The organism is Cytobacillus spartinae (genome assembly GCF_042865285.1).
In the GTDB taxonomy this organism is placed as follows: Bacteria; Bacillota; Bacilli; order Bacillales; family Cytobacillaceae; genus Robertmurraya_A; species Robertmurraya_A spartinae.
Genome location: NZ_JBIACK010000001.1, coordinates 955,856 through 971,892, shown reverse-complemented (window position 1 = coordinate 971,892; position 16,037 = coordinate 955,856). Strand labels below are relative to the sequence as shown.

Here is a 16,037-nt window from a genome sequence, read left to right as displayed (position 1 = left end):
GGTACACAGATTTTTTTGAATATTTTTATTTATGGTAAACAGCGCTTTTTGCGATGTTTATAGTATTAAGGAGATATTTATAGAAAAACGAAGGAATCCTAATAAACAAGCGCTTACTTGTTATTTCCTAATCATATGCCGATGTGATATATTTCATCTATTCAAGGCGGCTCGACTTTGATGAGAGTTCAAGGTCGTTTATATTTAAAAATTCAATCAAGTTGACCTGAAAGGTTCAGGTAAATACCTAAAGCGCGTGAAACACGTGCTTTTTCTTAAGATAAAAAAGTGTTATAAAAACATCTTTGCTTATGTTGAATGAGGGTTGATCATTATTCCTGTTGTTTACTAACAAAAAATGGTTGAAACTATTTTCGTATAGTTTCGTCTAATAACTATATGTAAAAACACAAATATATACTTTTTTTAGCGTATCGCTAAACTAAGTTAGTTAGAGAGAAGGTGTACAATATGAATAAAAGAATCTCCATTTCTAATAGATATTTTGCTTTTTTCTTAATCGCAATTTTGTTGCTATGGGCAAAAACATATATTGTTCAATTAACACAATTCGATTTAGGAATAGATAATTCAATTCAAGAGTTTCTACTTTTCTTAAACCCATTGGGATCAACTATATTATTTTTAGGATTTGCCCTATTTTTTAAGGGGAAAAAGAAATATGTGATGCTTATCTTACTTGATTTCTTGTTATCACTTTTAGTATACGCAAATGTACTTTATTACCGTTTCTTTAATGATTTTATTACGTTACCAACTTTAACCCAAACACAAAATCTTGGTGATGTAAGCGGGAGTGTCTTTACTTTATTTAAACCTTTTGACATTTTATTTTTCGTGGATACTGTCATCTTAATTGCCTTAATTTCATTTAAGATTATTAAAATGGAAACGAATAAGATATCAAACCGTTTAGTAGCAGCAGTTTTCTCTTTAGGTCTAGGAATTTCCTTTTTAAATTTAGCTATAGCTGAGGCAGATCGACCTCAATTGTTAACAAGGGGATTTGACCGTAACTATATTGTAAAATATTTAGGGATGTACAATTACACAATTTATGATGCAGTGTTAAGCACAAAAGCTAAAGCTCAAAGTGCTTTAGCAGATAGTAACGATTTGACAGAAGTAATTAACTATACAAAATCTAATTATGCAGAACCAAATCCAGCGTATTTCGGTGCTGGTAAAGGAATGAATGTCATTTATGTTCACATGGAGTCCATTCAGAACTTCTTAATTGATTACGAACTGCACGGAGAAGAAGTAACACCATTTTTAAACTCTATGGTTAATGAAGAGAATACCCATTATTTCAATAATTTCTTCCATCAAACTGCACAAGGGAAGACAGCTGACGCAGAATTTATGGTAGGAAACTCGTTATATGGGTTACCTCAAGGTGCAGCTTTTACAGTGAAAGGTTTAAATACCTATCAGGCAGCTCCTGCAATTCTGGGACAAAAAGGATATACATCTGCAGTATTCCACGGAAATACAGGTAGCTTTTGGAACCGAAATGAAATTTATAAATCATTCGGCTATAATCATTTCTTTGATGAAAAGTCTTATGAATTTAATGAAGATGATTTAGCTGATTATGGGTTAATGGACAAGCCATTTTTCGAGCAATCCATGCCGATATTAGAGAGCCTTCCTCAACCGTTTTATGCAAACTTTATTACGGTAACACACCATTTTCCGTTTACTATTGATCAAGATGAAGCGACCATTGATCGACATACAACAGGGAATAAAACAGTTGATAACTACTTCCAAACAGCTCGTTATGCAGACGAAGCATTAGAACAATTTATTAACTCCTTAAAAGAGTCTGGTCTATATGATAACTCTATTCTTATTATGTATGGTGACCATTATGGAATTTCAGAAAATCATAATAAAGATATGGAGCAGGTAATTGGTAAGGAAGTAACTCCATTTGAAAGTGCTGGCTTACAGAGAGTACCATTATTGATCCGGGTGCCAGGTATGGAAGGCAAGGTGATGAATGAGTATGGTGGACAGATTGATCTATTACCTACACTTCTACATCTCTTAGGAGTGGATACGAAGGATTATCTGCACTTTGGAACTGATTTATTATCTGAGAAGCACGATGACCTAGTACCATTCAGAAACGGTGATTTTATGAGTCCAACAATTTCTTCTATTGGGGGCATTTTCTATGATTCCAAAACAGGATTGCCATTGGATGATGAAACACATTTAACTGAGGCAAAAAGGTTACAAGATAGTTCAAATCAAAAGTTAAGACTTTCTGATAAGGTCGTAAATGGAGATCTATTACGTTTCCACACTCCTAAAAACTTCACGCCAGTGGACCGTACAAAGTATAACTATAATAAAGAGAATACTGAAAATGTTGAACTGAACGAAAAAAATAAATAAATGTAAACTCTTAAACCTCACCTTATAGGTGAGGTTTTCTCATGGATGTGTTTAGCAGGATACTTAAACGCAACACAGGTCGAACGGAACGTGGTTAAAATAAATGGTTACACATGTTCGACCACTTTTCACTTGTTCAATATTCTGTAATAAAGCTTTTAACAATATGTGAACAACTTCACATATCTATTTTATTCTACCTATCAATGATATATATTTTAACTGTAGACGAGATACTTAAATAAAAGCGAATGAAGAATTTCAAGTACTAGAGTAAAAAGCCATTATCAATTTTTCTTAAAAACCATTCGTTTTGTAAAATTCGTTTACACATTCGAATTTTTGAAAGGCGGAATGCTTTATGTTTAACAAATTTTTAAGAGAAAACAAGATTGCGGCAGGTATTCTAACAGTCATTCGTTTATATCTAGGTTATGCTTGGATGACAGCAGGATGGGGCAAAATTACAGGTGGATTTGATGCTTCAGGTTATCTTGGTAACGCGGTAGCTAATCCAGTAAAAGGTCCAGATGGCAACATGGTATATGGTTGGTACGTATCGTTTCTAGAGGGAGTTGCAATCCCGAATGTTGGCTTATTTAACTTCTTAGTTCCTTGGGGTGAATTCTTAGTAGGTCTTGGATTAATTCTAGGGTGCTTAACTACTGCAGCTGCATTCTTTGGTTTAGTGATGAACTTCTCTTTCTTCTTAGCAGGAACTGTATCGCACAACCCAACTGACATTTTCTTAGGCTTCATTATCTTAGCTGCTGGTATAAATGCCGGATACTATGGTTTAGATCGCTGGGTCATTCCTTTCGTACGTAAAATCATGAAAAAAGAAGGTAAAGAAATCAAGATTGGATCAAAATCAGTTTAACAGATGTACAATACAACTTATCAAATAAATACCCTACGACGAGTGTAGATTCAGGACATTGCGTTGTAGGGTTTTTAATTTTGTAAAATTAAGTTTTGAACATTCAGAAAACATCTGTAAAAATTCGATTATATTTAGTAAAATAAAGTTTATACTAATCAGTGGAGGTGAACATACATATGGAAGGAAAACCAATTCATTACGATGGAAGCGTTATCAACAATAGTGAATCTTCTAATTATCAACCAGAGAGCAATTCACCTTTTATTCTAACTGATGAAATGAGAAAAAATATTAGTGGGAATCCCTACACAATTGAAAATTAGATCTAGCTGAAGAAGGGTTGGATTCGCCAATCCTTTTTTTGTTTTTCAATATATACCTTTTCTATTTACTTCTTATGCTTTAACAATATTTTTAGACAAAAACGGAATGAACCCTTTTATAAGAGCACAAACTAGAATTGCAACTAGACCTAGGATGAAAGGGAAGATTTTCTATCATGACAAAAGTATTATATATCACAGCACATCCACATGATGACACAATGTCGTACAGTATGGCTGTTGGACAAGCATTTTTAAATACGTATAAAGAAGTTAATCCTGATCATGAAATTGTGAATGTGGATCTCTATAAGGAGCATATTCCACAAATTGACGTAGATGTCTTTAGTGGATGGGGGAAACTTCGTTCGGGACAAGCTTACGACGAGCTTTCCAATGAAGAGAAGGAAAAGGTAGGAAGATTATCAGAGTTATGCGAGCAATTTATTTCTGCTGATAAGTACATCTTTGTAACCCCGTTATGGAATTTTTCATTCCCACCGGTAATGAAAGCTTATATTGATTCAGTTGCCGTTGCTGGGAAGACTTTTAAATATACGGAACAGGGCCCAGTTGGTTTACTAACAGATAAAAAAGCCTTACATATACAAGCGCGAGGTGGAATTTACTCTGAAGGGCCAGCTGCAGAAATGGAAATGGGACATCGTTATTTAAATATTATTATGCAGTTCTTTGGAGTTCCATCGTTTGAAGGGTTATTTGTTGAAGGACATAATGCGATGCCAGATAAGGCAGAGGAAATTAAAGAAAATGCAATCAACCGTGCAAAAGATTTAGCCCATACATTCTAAATCTTGGGAGTCATCAATTTGATGGCTCTCCATTTGTGTGTTGTTTAATTAACCAAGATTTTTTGTACAGAATATGAAATTTTCTCAACGTTTAGGATCCACATGACGATTACTATATCTAGGAGTTGAAACTACTAATATCACTATATCTATGAAAAGTAGGATGGAATTAGGGAAGTGAAACTAGATATTATAATCACAACCGGATTTTTGTCAATATTCCGTTTTTCTTTATATGGCTATTTTGTGAAATAAAAAAAGAAAATTCTGAAAGAAAGTAACTTTCCAATTTACATATATTGTAGATTAAAGGATAATATTGTCAAATAGTGAAAGATTAACTAACGATTTGTCTTTTTTTTAATATCATCAAGACTAACCTCATTCAATTAAATTAACAAACTCCTTCTTCAAAGTTTAACTCCCATCACAGCTAGAACAACTACTCCAAATATTGTGAAAAGCTAACTTCACCCAGAATCCATGCCCCAAAACAGTTTTAATTTTATATTCTGACTCCAAAAGCAGTGTAGGTGAGTGACCTATAATAGCCCATACGTAATAAACTTCGCCAAACAGCAGAGTCTAATCTTACTGCACATAATAAATAATCCTACTCCGATTAACAGCATGACTACTATATTACAACAATATCTACTTCAGTTGACAGCATGTATTGCTTTTTTCATACCTTAAAGTAATTCCATTTTTCATCGTATCTAGTAGAGGAGGTGTTTCGTATGTGAATACTGTCACAAAAGAAAATCCTTAGGCAATAGTCATGGGGACCGGTACCTAAGGATTATAGAGATGGAGTATACCATCCTTTATATTAGTATACTCCTATTTATCTAAAATGGAAATAATAACTAGGAGGAATTGTACATGTTAATGAAGTTAACCACAGTGTTAAAACCTGAATCCATGGTGATTTTACCAGAATATAATCAAAATGGGCTATTGTGTTCGAAAGTCTATGATGTGAATGATTCGTATGTGTTTGAAAATTCACCTATGAATATCATAAAAAACACTCTTTTGTATTTCTTAAATGATTTGGAAACAGCCATAAGGGGTTCAAAGTCCATCTTAGGTTCCTATAAAATGTTGCCTATTGTGATTTGTGATAACCTCCGTATGTACTGGTTTCCTAGCCACTCTCCATTTAATCGAAATTGTATTTGGTTTTCACTCATTCATATTGATGACATTAAGCCAATAAATAAATCCCGATGTTTAGTGATCTTTAAAAATGGTCTATTAATTGAAGTGAATATGAGCGCGAAAAGACTAATGCATAAAAGAGACCTAGCATCTACTTTGAAATTAAAAATAGAAGAACGAAAACAGGCTGCTGAATCACATCATCTACTAGAAATGGGCTTAATGTATATCAGAGAGTTAAATGAACGATATTTTACAACTAATAAATCCAAATACCATATGGAACAAAAAGAAGATGGTATGGAATAGATTCTTAGAAGGAATCAATATCCTAAAAGTCGAAAGTAAAGTACTAAGGTATTTCCAATAAAGCTGTGGAGGAAAATCAGTTGTCCCTTACATTACAGAAAGCATTACCAGAAGATAAAACGATTCTAGAAAACTTATACTCTCTTTATCTACATGACTTGTCATTATATTCGAACAGTATCGAGGTATCAGCAAACGGTTCTTTTATATACGATGATATGTCGATGATTTGGAACGAAGAGGGGGTTGTACCATACTTCATTCAAAGTGGAGAAAAGCTGGCAGGATTTCTCTTGCTTTTAGAAAGACCTTTTTTGAAAAAGACGTCTGACTACTCTATTAACGATATTTTTATTTTAAACACTTATAGAGGTAAAGGGTTGGGGCAAGAAGTACTTAAAACTCTTTTTGATCAGAAGAAAGGGAAGTATTTTGTCGTTGAGTTAGAGCGAAATAAACCTGCAGTAATCTTTTGGAAAAAAGTATATGAGAGACTAGGTATTTCTTATGAAGAACGGAAAGAGCTAGTTGATGACGAGCCTTGTTTGATCCAGACGTTTGAGGTGTAAGAGACTTTTCATGAAAACGTGGGGTTTCCCGATTATTTTTGACTAGGAGGGCTATGGATGAAAGTTGTAGAGACGGATAGGTTGTTACTGAGGTGGATGGAGAAAACGGATGCTCCATTTATTCTAGAACTTCTTAATGATCCTTCCTGGTTAAAATTTTTGGGAGATAGAGAAATTAGAACGATTGAACAATCCGAGGGATATATTTCATCAATCTTAGCCATGTACGAAAAATTAGGATTTGGACTATATCTTGTAGAATTAAAAGAAGATAAGATACCAATCGGAATTTGTGGGTTACTTAAAAGAGAGTCGTTGGAATACGCGGATATAGGCTTTGCTTATACTACACAGTTTCATCGAAAAGGATATGGATTTGAAGCGGCTTTAGCAACTCTTGATTATGCAAAGAATGTATTGCGTCTGAAGAAGGTAGTGGCAATTACTTCAGAAAAGAATCACAACTCAGCAAAACTACTTGAAAAAATCGGAATGGCGTATAGTCGGAGAGTGTTGTTACCGCATGACAAAGAGGAGCTCAAATTGTTTTCAATCAATTTCTAGAGCTCTTAGTGCACGTTTTTCAATGGTTGGTGTGAAAAAACGAACTAACGTATGACCTTAGTGACACAATGATGGCTGAATTGAACAATATAGGAACTAACCATGCTCCTTAGTGCTTCTTTTGAGGATTTTTCTGTAAAAAGATGCCTAAGAAGGTCTTTTAGTACATGAAATGCAATTGATATTAAGAAATTGGGAAAAAAGCAGAGTATCAGCCAGTCATAATAGAAAAGATAAAGCCCCTAAATCAACTTACTTTTAGGGGCTCTGCACTTTTAGACGTGTCGCTATTCTTAGGAGAGGAACCTTTACCTAAAGCTAATAAGAAAATCATTCCAAAGATACAAATGGTGCCAATCCATTGATAAAATCCGAACGCTTCCTTCAACCAAAGAACGGTGGTAAATACTGCTGCGAGCGGCTCTATGCTGCTGAGTAGGCTTGTTTCTTTAGGTGAAAGACTTTGTAAACTTTCAATATAAAACCAGAACGCCAACATAGTGCCGAAGATAATGACGAAAGTTAAGTATAAATAGGTAGACCCGGTAAAACTTGAAAGATCAATCCTCCATGGAGGGCGGATAAAGCTTAATGCAATTCCTCCAATTATCATGGCCCACCCAACAATAACGATGGAGTCATATTTTTTCAATAATGGGATGGCATATAGAGTATAGAACGCTAGTGCCACTCCAGATAACACACCCCATACAATGGCTGGAATCGGAACAGACAGTTGGGAAATGGAACCGTTTGTTAATAAGAAGAAACAGCCTGCTAAGGCAAGTGTGACTGTAATCCAGTCTACTCTTGTAAGAACTGATTGTTTCCGTAATACTAAGTAAACTATAATCATCACCGGTGCTAAGTATTGTAATAGTGTTGCTACCGCGGCATTTCCATGGTTAATCGATGCCAAATAAGTATATTGGACAGCTAGCATACCGATTAATCCGAATATAATGAGTTGGGTTCCTGCTTTTCTATCTTTCCACACACCAAGGACTTGAGATCGGTCTTTTCCGAAAAATTGAACCGCTAATAGCAAAAAACCTGCGATAAGAAGACGAGTAGTTACTAGCCAATCAACTTCAATTCCATGATGGTGAAAAAGCTTTTGAGCAGTTGTGCCTCCAACGCCCCAAAATGTGGCTCCCATTATTACAAGTAAAAATCCTTTCTTCCTGTTCATAAAGATTCTCCACCTTACAAAAAATGAAAATTACATTATGGTTATCATAATTCGAAACGTAATAAAAGAATAGTGTAATGATGGGAATTTTTTAAATTTTTTACGAATATGGAGAAGAAATATGAAGATGGGCTGGAAGAGTGTATAGGAGTAATGTGAGTTTCAGCAAACGAAAGAACAAAAAAAACGCCAGAAAATGATTGGCGTCTATTTGTTTTGTTCATCGTCTGTTAAATTGTTTACAGCTTTTTTTGTAGCATCTACCGCATTCATAGCCATGTTCTCAGTTGCTTCTAATGCATTGTGCATCGTTTCAAAAGCAGATCCGGCTGTATCCTTAATATTCTCAGCGACATCTCTTTTCTTAGCCATATACATTCACCTCCTTATCAGGATTAGGTTATGTATAAGATGGATATATATTCAAAAAACACGGCGAAGTTTGAATTTGATTGGAAAAAGGGTGGACGATCCATAGTTATAAAAAAGTATCTATAAATGGTAAATTTTTCATGATATGATAGGGATGACTTTAGCTAGAAGGAGAGGCAACACATGATTAATCAAATTGAAACTTTCACAGAATCTAAACACTTTAGAATTAAAAGAGTAACAGAGGGTGTTTATGCTACGGTTTCAGTCCCTGGAACGGGATCGGTTGGGAACGCGGCCATTATAAATTTAGGTAACTCTACTCTTGTTGTCGATACCTTCACGACCATCGAGGCTGCACAGGATTTGTATGAAGCTGCTGAGTTCCTTACTGGAAATTCAGTTTCCTATGTAGTCAACACTCATTGGCATAGTGATCATACGACTGGAAATCAAGTTTTTTCCCAGAATGCGCAAATCATTTCTACCACTACTACACGACATATTATGAATACTTTTGGTAGAGAACGTTTAAGCCAGCAATTATCAAACCCGGAAGCGATTTATAAAGCAATTGATGAATTTGAAGAAAAGATGCAACTAGAAACAAACGAACATTTAAAAAATGAAATGAAAGGGGAGATAGCGAGTAATCGAGAGTACATGAAAATGCTTCCTAACTTAGTCTACACATTGCCAACGATTACGTTTGATCAACAGATGACTATTCATGGCAGTGATCGGACCGTGCAACTCATCACGTACGGAGGCGGTCATACACAAAGCGACACATTCGTTTACTTGCCTGATGAAAAAATAGCCGTAATGGGGGATTTGGTGCTATCAAAGCATCATCCTGTTATGATTCATGCAAACCCAAAAGAATGGTTAAACATCTTAGATAGAGTCGAACAATTAGATATAGAAACGATCATACCAGGGCATGGTGAGGTTTGCTCCATGGAAGAACTTTATGGGGTGAGAACGTACATTAAGAAGATTATGGGTATGGTAGAAGAAGCGGTCCAAAATAAGAGACCTATCGATGAAATTCTAGTACCAGGTGAATATCAAGAATGGAACTTATCTACATATTTTAACGCAAATCTGAAAAAGGTTTATGAGTTAATTACAGAGAAAGAGGATTAAAAATCATCATAAACATATCTTGTATAGCGTTGATCCAAGAGGATTGACGCTTTTTGTTTATACCTATTTTTATAAGGAAGAACATTTATGGGTAAGGGTTGGAGCCGAATATAAACAAATAGTAGTTTTGAGTTATAATATAGGGGAGACAAAAGAATTAAAGTTAATTTTTTTCCTGTTTTAAGGTAAATTACCTATTATAAGAATTTTTTATTAAATATGGCTTGTTAGTGGAAGGCTTTTCATAGTATCATTAAGCGCTATTATACTTTCACGGATTCATTTATACATAAAGGTGGTATTACATTGAAGTTAAATAAAGTATTACCTGTTCTTTTTGCAATTATGTTCCTTGTTATGGTAGGGTTTGGAATCATTATTCCAGTCCTTCCGTTCTATGCAGAAGAATTAGGGGCTTCGCCTACTGAACTTGGATTACTTATGGCGATCTATTCTTTAATGCAGTTTATATTTGCCCCAATGTGGGGGCGTCTTTCCGATCGAATTGGTCGCAAGCCGGTTATTATGATTGGAATTTTAGGGTTATCGATCTCATTTTTCCTACTGGCACTTTCTACTCAAATATGGATGCTATTTGCGGCTAGAATCATTGGTGGTATTCTATCAGCAGCGAACATGCCAACTGTAATGGCTTATGTGGCAGACATCACGACGGATGAAGACCGTGGAAAAGGAATGGGGATTATTGGAGCAGCCACTGGACTCGGTTTTATTTTTGGACCAGCCATTGGTGGAACCTTTACAAACATTAACTTACATACGCCTTTTTATATCTCTGGAACTTTATCCATTATTACATTTTTCTTTGTCTTCTTTGTTCTAAAAGAATCATTACATTCTTCGGTTAAAAAGGACAGCTCGAAAGAAAAATCATCTTGGGGTAGTGTTGTTCGTGGGCCGCTATCGATGTTATATTTTCTGCAATTTTTTATTTCGCTATCGTTATCTGGTTTAGAAGCAACTTTTGCTTATTTCGCAGCTGTAAAAGCAGGGCTTGACTCTGTCACATTAGGTTATATTTTTATGATTATGGGATTAGCAAGTGCATTTGTACAAGGTTCAATGGGGAAGCTAACCAAAAGATTTGGAGAGGCTACTATAATTAAAGTAGGAATTCTCATTTCGGCAATAGGTTTTGGACTTATTCTTCTCATCAAAGACTTTACTACGGCGGCTATTTTCCTAACCATTTTTGGAATTGGTAATGGTGTTATTCGCCCAAGCGTTTCATCCTTATTGACGAAAAAATCAAAAACAGGTCACGGAGCTACTACGGGGTATCTATCATCCTTTGACTCACTTGGAAGAATAGCAGGCCCTATACTAGGTGGAGTCTTGTATTCGATTGCGATTGGATTACCTTATATTTCAGGAATTGTACTATCGTTAGTAGCCTATTTACTTTTTCGAGTTTATACATCAAGGTCGAGCCAGCCGTTATCCTCAACCTAAACGTATCTATCGAATGAACGCCTTGGTTTATGTCAAGGCGTTCTTTTTTTGGGGAGTTTTATAAAATGTTTCAAGAAAGCAAAATCATTGTTTCATTCCAAATCTTATGTCATATTGGAATTTGAAAATATGATGTAGTACCTACCGGGACAAATTGGTTAGAGCTGTTAATCATGAATGATTGCCTTACTAATCGGAAAACTATAGGTACATGTTTTAATAAAGGAGAATGCATTTTAATGAAGTTTCAACCTTTAAACAAAGAAACCATTCTAGAGGCTTTCCGCTCAAGACATGCGACTAGGAGTTTTGATGCTAGTAGAAAAATTCAGGAAGAAGATTTTGACTTTATTCTAGAAACGGGAAGGCTCTCTCCTAGTTCAGTAGGATTTGAACCTTGGAAATTTCTCGTCATCCAAAATCAAGAGTTGCGTGACCAACTAAGAGAAGTTTCATGGGGAGCTCAGGGTCAGCTACAGACAGCTAGCCATTTTGTTATTATTCTCGCAAAAACGAATTTACGATACGATTCTGATTATGTGATCAACCATTTAAAAACAGTGAAAGATATGCCAGACGAAGTGGTTGAGCAGGCTTCTGCACGTTATAAAGTTTTTCAAGAAAAGGATTTGCCTATGCTTGATAGTGAAAGAGCTTTATTCGATTGGGCTAGTAAACAAACCTATATTGCACTCGCGAACATGATGACTGGTGCAGCCCTAATAGGCATTGACTCTTGCCCGATTGAAGGCTTTCAATATGCTGCTGTGAACAAAATACTAGCTGATCGAGGATTGCTAGATGATGGGGAATGGCAGGCATCTGTAATGGTTGCGTTTGGATACCGCCTAGAAGATCCAAAACGTCCAAAAACACGTAAAGAAATCGCAGAAGCTGTAAAGTGGATAAGGTAGTGTAACTTTGGTTATTAATTTCATTAGAGAGTGAATTGATACATTTCTATTGCATGAGACCCTAATTTCCTACTAACGTAAGTAAATTAGGGTCTTTTTTGTTCTATTTATCTCAAGGTCCACAACTAATTAGCCATTACTTATGACCAACGATTGGGTGTGGAACATAAGGCTCTTCAAGAAAGGCAATTTCTTCTTGTGTCAATTGAAGAGAAAGTGCAGCAACTGCATCTTCTAGATGAGAGATTTTTGTAGCTCCAACAATAGGAGCTGCTACAGGTTCTTTTTGCAGTAACCAGGCAAGTGCGACCCGAACTCGAGGAACATTCCGTTTTTCTGCTATTTCTGCTACACGTTCTACAATAAATCTGTCTGCATCTGCAGTGGCATCATATTTAGATTTTTGTACCTCATCCGTTTCAGATCGATAAGTCGTTTCCTTCCAATCACGCGTCAATCTACCTGAAGCAAGCGGGCTATAAGGAATTACACCAATTTTCTCTTCCTTACAAAGTGGCAGCATTTCCCGTTCCTCTTCACGATATAAGAGGTTTAGATGATTTTGCATCGATACAAATCGCGTCCAGCCATTTCGTTCTGCTGTATGTAAAGCTTTCTGGAACTGCCAAGCAAACATGGCAGAAGCCCCAATATATCTCGCTTTTCCAACCTTTACAATATCATGTAACGCTTCCATTGTTTCTTCAATCGGTGTATCATAGTCCCAACGGTGAATTTGGTACAGATCGACATAATCCGTTCCGAGTCTCTTTAAGCTCTTATCGATTTCACTCATAATATGCTTTCGGGAAAGCCCTTTTCCATTTGGACCCTCATGCATAGGGAAATAAACTTTTGTAGCGAGTACAATTTCGTCCCGATTTGCAAAATCCTTTAATGCTCGCCCAACAATTTCTTCACTCGTTCCATCTGAGTACACATTTGCAGTATCAAAAAAATTAATTCCTAGTTCGAGTGCTTTTTTAATAATTGGACGACTATTCTCTTCGTTTAGAACCCATTGATGTATCCATCTTTCTGCCACACCAAAGCCCATACATCCAAGACAAAGTCTAGAAACATCTAATCCTGTATTTCCAAGTTTTACATAATCCATTTCATATTCCTCTCTCTCTTTCTTTTATATGCAACCCTGATAAACATTCAACAACAACATCTCTTCTGTGTGTGATGTTGATTGATGGTTAGTTTGCTAGGGGAGATTGCCTTCGCTAAGTGGTTTTTACCTAAGGTTCTTTCTATTATCAGTATGGCTTGACGCTCGTGACTCCCATCAGCCAAAATGGTAAAACAAGTACCGGGCATGATCCCTAAAGACATCAGATCCAATATAGCCTTTGTTGACCTCTCCAGGCTAATAGACTTTCCATTGTACTGAAGGACAATATTGGAGTTAAACTTTGAAGTACAACTTACAATTAAACTTGCTGTACGAGCAAAACCAGAAACAGCAATAACTCTAAACTGTCTTTTAATCAATTTTTCAAACTCCTTTTGTTTGTTAACTTGTTAGCTTTGATTTTTTTGATTGAAATGGTATTTAAGCACTGGATATTAGTTCGAAAATCTTAATTATTTTCGAGAAAATGGAACTAAGATTGAATGTTAGTACCAAAACCTCATTCATTTTTGATAAAAAGTGAACTAAGCCTGAATGTTGGTACCAAAATTTTTAATCATTTTTGAAAAATGGGAACCAAGTTTGAATGTTAATACCAAAATCTTAATTATTTTTGAAAAAAAGGAACTAAGTCTGAATGTTGTTACCTAACCATGATCCTTTTAGAAAAGGTAACTGAGTCTGGATGTTAGTACCAAAATCTTAATTATTTTCGAGAAAATGGAACTAAGATTGAATGTTAGTACCAAAACCTCGCTCATTATTGATAAGAAGTGAACTAAGCCTGAATGTTGGTTCCAAAACTGCATCATTTTTTTAAAAAAAGGAACTAAACTTTGATATTAATGCCTTAAATTCATAAAACCCCTAAAAATGTGTATTAACTTTATTCACTTGCTTACTCCGGTAAGGAGCACTGTGGTCCATTATGAGTTCCTGATACTGCTTCATAATGCCACTTCCTATCCTTATTATGCGATAACCTTGATTAAAAACGTTATCACATTCTTATCAAATGATTGCCTAATTCTCTCACATCCATTTACGCAACTTCCGCATATGCGGTAGAATACAAATACTAAGAGTGAAATGAGGACACCAATGATGATCGAACAAATAGATAAAAAGCAGCAAGTACTTGCTAACCTCATTAAGTGTAATTCGGGGGAGGATGGTGTTCACCAGACTAAGATCCCATCGTTGTTTTTTATACGTGAATCAAATGTGACTGAACCACTTTATGGAGTTTATAAGCCATCTTTTTGCATGATTGTTCAAGGGGAAAAGGAGGTTTTCCTAGCGCAGGAGAATTTCAAGTACAGTCCAGCTGATTATCTTGTAGCATCTGCTGATTTACCAGTGACAGGACAGGTGATAAAAGCAAGTTCTGAAGCTCCATATTTGGCGTTAAAACTTGAATTTACACCTAGTCAGATTTTAGAGGTTGTTGGAAATGCAAAAATACAGGCTGGGGGAAATAAACATACAAAAAGAGCTATGTTTGTTAGCAAGATAGAGTCATCTCTATTGGATGCAGTAGTTAGATTAGCCAGCTTGCTAGAAAATCCAAAGGATATCCCAGTGCTTGCTCCTTTATTTACAAAAGAAATATTATACAGAGTGCTACAAGGTCCATATGGAGATACGTTAAAACAAATGGCCATGGAAGGTAGCCATGGCTATCGGATAAGAGATGTGATCGACCATATCGTGGGTAACTATGATCAGTCATTTCGGATTGAGGAGCTCGCAGAACTTGCGAATATGAGTGTTGCTTCGCTTCATAGACACTTTAAAGATGTCACTGGGATGAGTCCCATTCAATTTCAGAAGCAGCTGAGACTGCAGGAAGCTAGGAGACTGTTACTTTCTGAGTCTGCGGATGCCGCTGATGCCGCATTCCGGGTAGGTTATGAAAGTCCGTCTCAATTTAGTCGTGAATATTCCCGTATGTTTGGCTTGCCACCTAGAGAAGATATAAACCGTCTGAGGAATAAATCCGAGCAGAGGATTAAAGCATAGAAAGAAAAGGATAGACATACAGAACTTCTTCTGTTTATCTATCCTTTTTCCCCGATTATTATCTTATCTGTATGTTTGTCTCCTCATCCATTGTGTAGCAGCCCACTTATCACCAACTACAACAGGAGCTCCACCATGTAAGGTTAATTCATTTAAAGCGTGGTTTTGGTAGAAGTATTCAAAGTACACAGCCATCCCTTTTTGCGGAGATACCGACAATTTTAGGTGAGGAAAATAAGTTTCTCCACCAGCTTCTACATCATTTAGATACATCACTAGAGTGCTAATTCTAGGGTTTTTTACGAATTTATCTGAGTTAAAGAAATCGAAATGAGCTTTATATTCTTGCCCAATTTGATAGTTAAGTATATGCAAGCCTTCTCCATGTTCAGTAGGAATATTCATAATCTGTGATACTCTTTTTTCTACTCTTGTTATCACTTCATTATTAACTTCTGGTAAAAACGTTCCACTACTTGTTCTCATCTCATTTACTTCACGGACAGAACCAATTTTTGAACGCTCCATTCGACTCTTTGAAAGGTTAATAATTTCATCGCATTCTTCATCACTTAACACATTTCCTAAAACAACAATTAACGGTTCTTCAAATCTAGCAATAATGTTTATTTCTCTATCATCTGTTCTTATTTTATTCCCAATATGATTGAAAATAGTCTGTTCTTTCGCTTCTTCTAACACCGTTCATCAACCTCTTTA

The 16,037-nt window shown here is 35.8% G+C and carries 16 protein-coding genes; 11 read left to right on the top strand and 5 right to left on the bottom strand.

Annotation, left to right across the window (positions count from 1 at the left end; genetic code table 11):
- Positions 1-471: 471 nt before the first annotated feature.
- The 7 genes from ACFYKX_RS04935 to ACFYKX_RS04905 all read left to right on the top strand — a co-directional run bounded on the left by ACFYKX_RS04935 (position 472) and on the right by ACFYKX_RS04905 (position 7,054).
- The gene (locus ACFYKX_RS04935; protein ID WP_389358615.1) at positions 472-2,430 is read left to right on the top strand and encodes an LTA synthase family protein; all 1,959 of its coding nucleotides are present in this window, start codon (positions 472-474) and stop codon (positions 2,428-2,430) included.
- A 361-nt stretch (positions 2,431-2,791) separates the two neighbouring features.
- Entirely contained in the window at positions 2,792-3,310 is a 519-nt protein-coding gene (locus ACFYKX_RS04930; protein WP_389358613.1) for a DoxX family protein, read from the top strand.
- Positions 3,311-3,489: 179 nt separating this feature from the next.
- A complete protein-coding gene (locus ACFYKX_RS04925; RefSeq protein WP_389358611.1) occupies positions 3,490-3,636 on the top strand; it encodes a hypothetical protein in 147 nt (48 codons plus the stop codon).
- A gap of 176 nt (positions 3,637-3,812) precedes the next feature.
- Positions 3,813-4,448, top strand: coding sequence for an FMN-dependent NADH-azoreductase (locus ACFYKX_RS04920; protein WP_389358609.1), 636 nt, complete (start codon positions 3,813-3,815; stop codon positions 4,446-4,448).
- 885 nt (positions 4,449-5,333) lie between these two features.
- Positions 5,334-5,921 (top strand): competence protein ComK, encoded by a 588-nt coding sequence (locus ACFYKX_RS04915; RefSeq protein WP_389358607.1) that lies wholly within the window; start codon positions 5,334-5,336, stop codon positions 5,919-5,921.
- An 80-nt stretch (positions 5,922-6,001) separates the two neighbouring features.
- Positions 6,002-6,490, top strand: coding sequence for a GNAT family N-acetyltransferase (locus ACFYKX_RS04910; RefSeq protein WP_389358605.1), 489 nt, complete (start codon positions 6,002-6,004; stop codon positions 6,488-6,490).
- 57 nt (positions 6,491-6,547) lie between these two features.
- On the top strand, positions 6,548-7,054 hold the full coding sequence (locus ACFYKX_RS04905; protein ID WP_389358603.1) for a GNAT family N-acetyltransferase: 507 nt from the start codon (positions 6,548-6,550) through the stop codon (positions 7,052-7,054).
- A gap of 247 nt (positions 7,055-7,301) precedes the next feature.
- Here the strand turns inward: ACFYKX_RS04905 and ACFYKX_RS04900 are convergent, their stop codons facing one another.
- Positions 7,302-8,246, bottom strand: coding sequence for an EamA family transporter (locus tag ACFYKX_RS04900; RefSeq protein WP_389358601.1), 945 nt, complete (start codon positions 8,244-8,246; stop codon positions 7,302-7,304).
- A gap of 207 nt (positions 8,247-8,453) precedes the next feature.
- Positions 8,454-8,618 (bottom strand): hypothetical protein, encoded by a 165-nt coding sequence (locus ACFYKX_RS04895; RefSeq protein WP_389358599.1) that lies wholly within the window; start codon positions 8,616-8,618, stop codon positions 8,454-8,456.
- Between the two features lie 183 nt (positions 8,619-8,801).
- Here ACFYKX_RS04895 and ACFYKX_RS04890 point away from each other — a divergent pair, with 183 nt between their 5' ends.
- From ACFYKX_RS04890 to ACFYKX_RS04880, 3 genes are all read left to right on the top strand, one after another.
- Complete coding sequence (locus ACFYKX_RS04890) at positions 8,802-9,767, top strand: MBL fold metallo-hydrolase (RefSeq protein ID WP_389358597.1); 966 nt, start codon at positions 8,802-8,804, stop codon at positions 9,765-9,767.
- A gap of 306 nt (positions 9,768-10,073) precedes the next feature.
- A complete protein-coding gene (locus ACFYKX_RS04885) occupies positions 10,074-11,240 on the top strand; it encodes an MFS transporter (protein ID WP_389358595.1) in 1,167 nt (388 codons plus the stop codon).
- A gap of 239 nt (positions 11,241-11,479) precedes the next feature.
- Positions 11,480-12,154: an NAD(P)H-dependent oxidoreductase gene (locus tag ACFYKX_RS04880; RefSeq protein ID WP_389358593.1), complete on the top strand. Its 675-nt coding sequence runs from the start codon at positions 11,480-11,482 to the stop codon at positions 12,152-12,154.
- A gap of 136 nt (positions 12,155-12,290) precedes the next feature.
- Here ACFYKX_RS04880 and ACFYKX_RS04875 read toward each other — a convergent pair whose 3' ends face one another.
- A complete protein-coding gene (locus ACFYKX_RS04875) occupies positions 12,291-13,271 on the bottom strand; it encodes an aldo/keto reductase (RefSeq protein WP_389358591.1) in 981 nt (326 codons plus the stop codon).
- 47 nt (positions 13,272-13,318) lie between these two features.
- Entirely contained in the window at positions 13,319-13,654 is a 336-nt protein-coding gene (locus tag ACFYKX_RS04870) for an HPr family phosphocarrier protein (protein WP_389358589.1), read from the bottom strand.
- Between the two features lie 745 nt (positions 13,655-14,399).
- Here ACFYKX_RS04870 and ACFYKX_RS04865 point away from each other — a divergent pair.
- Positions 14,400-15,317: an AraC family transcriptional regulator gene (locus tag ACFYKX_RS04865; protein ID WP_389359051.1), complete on the top strand. Its 918-nt coding sequence runs from the start codon at positions 14,400-14,402 to the stop codon at positions 15,315-15,317.
- Positions 15,318-15,380: 63 nt separating this feature from the next.
- Here ACFYKX_RS04865 and ACFYKX_RS04860 read toward each other — a convergent pair whose 3' ends face one another.
- The gene (locus ACFYKX_RS04860) at positions 15,381-16,019 is read right to left on the bottom strand and encodes a 2OG-Fe(II) oxygenase (RefSeq protein WP_389358587.1); all 639 of its coding nucleotides are present in this window, start codon (positions 16,017-16,019) and stop codon (positions 15,381-15,383) included.
- Between the last annotated feature and the right edge of the window lie 18 nt (positions 16,020-16,037).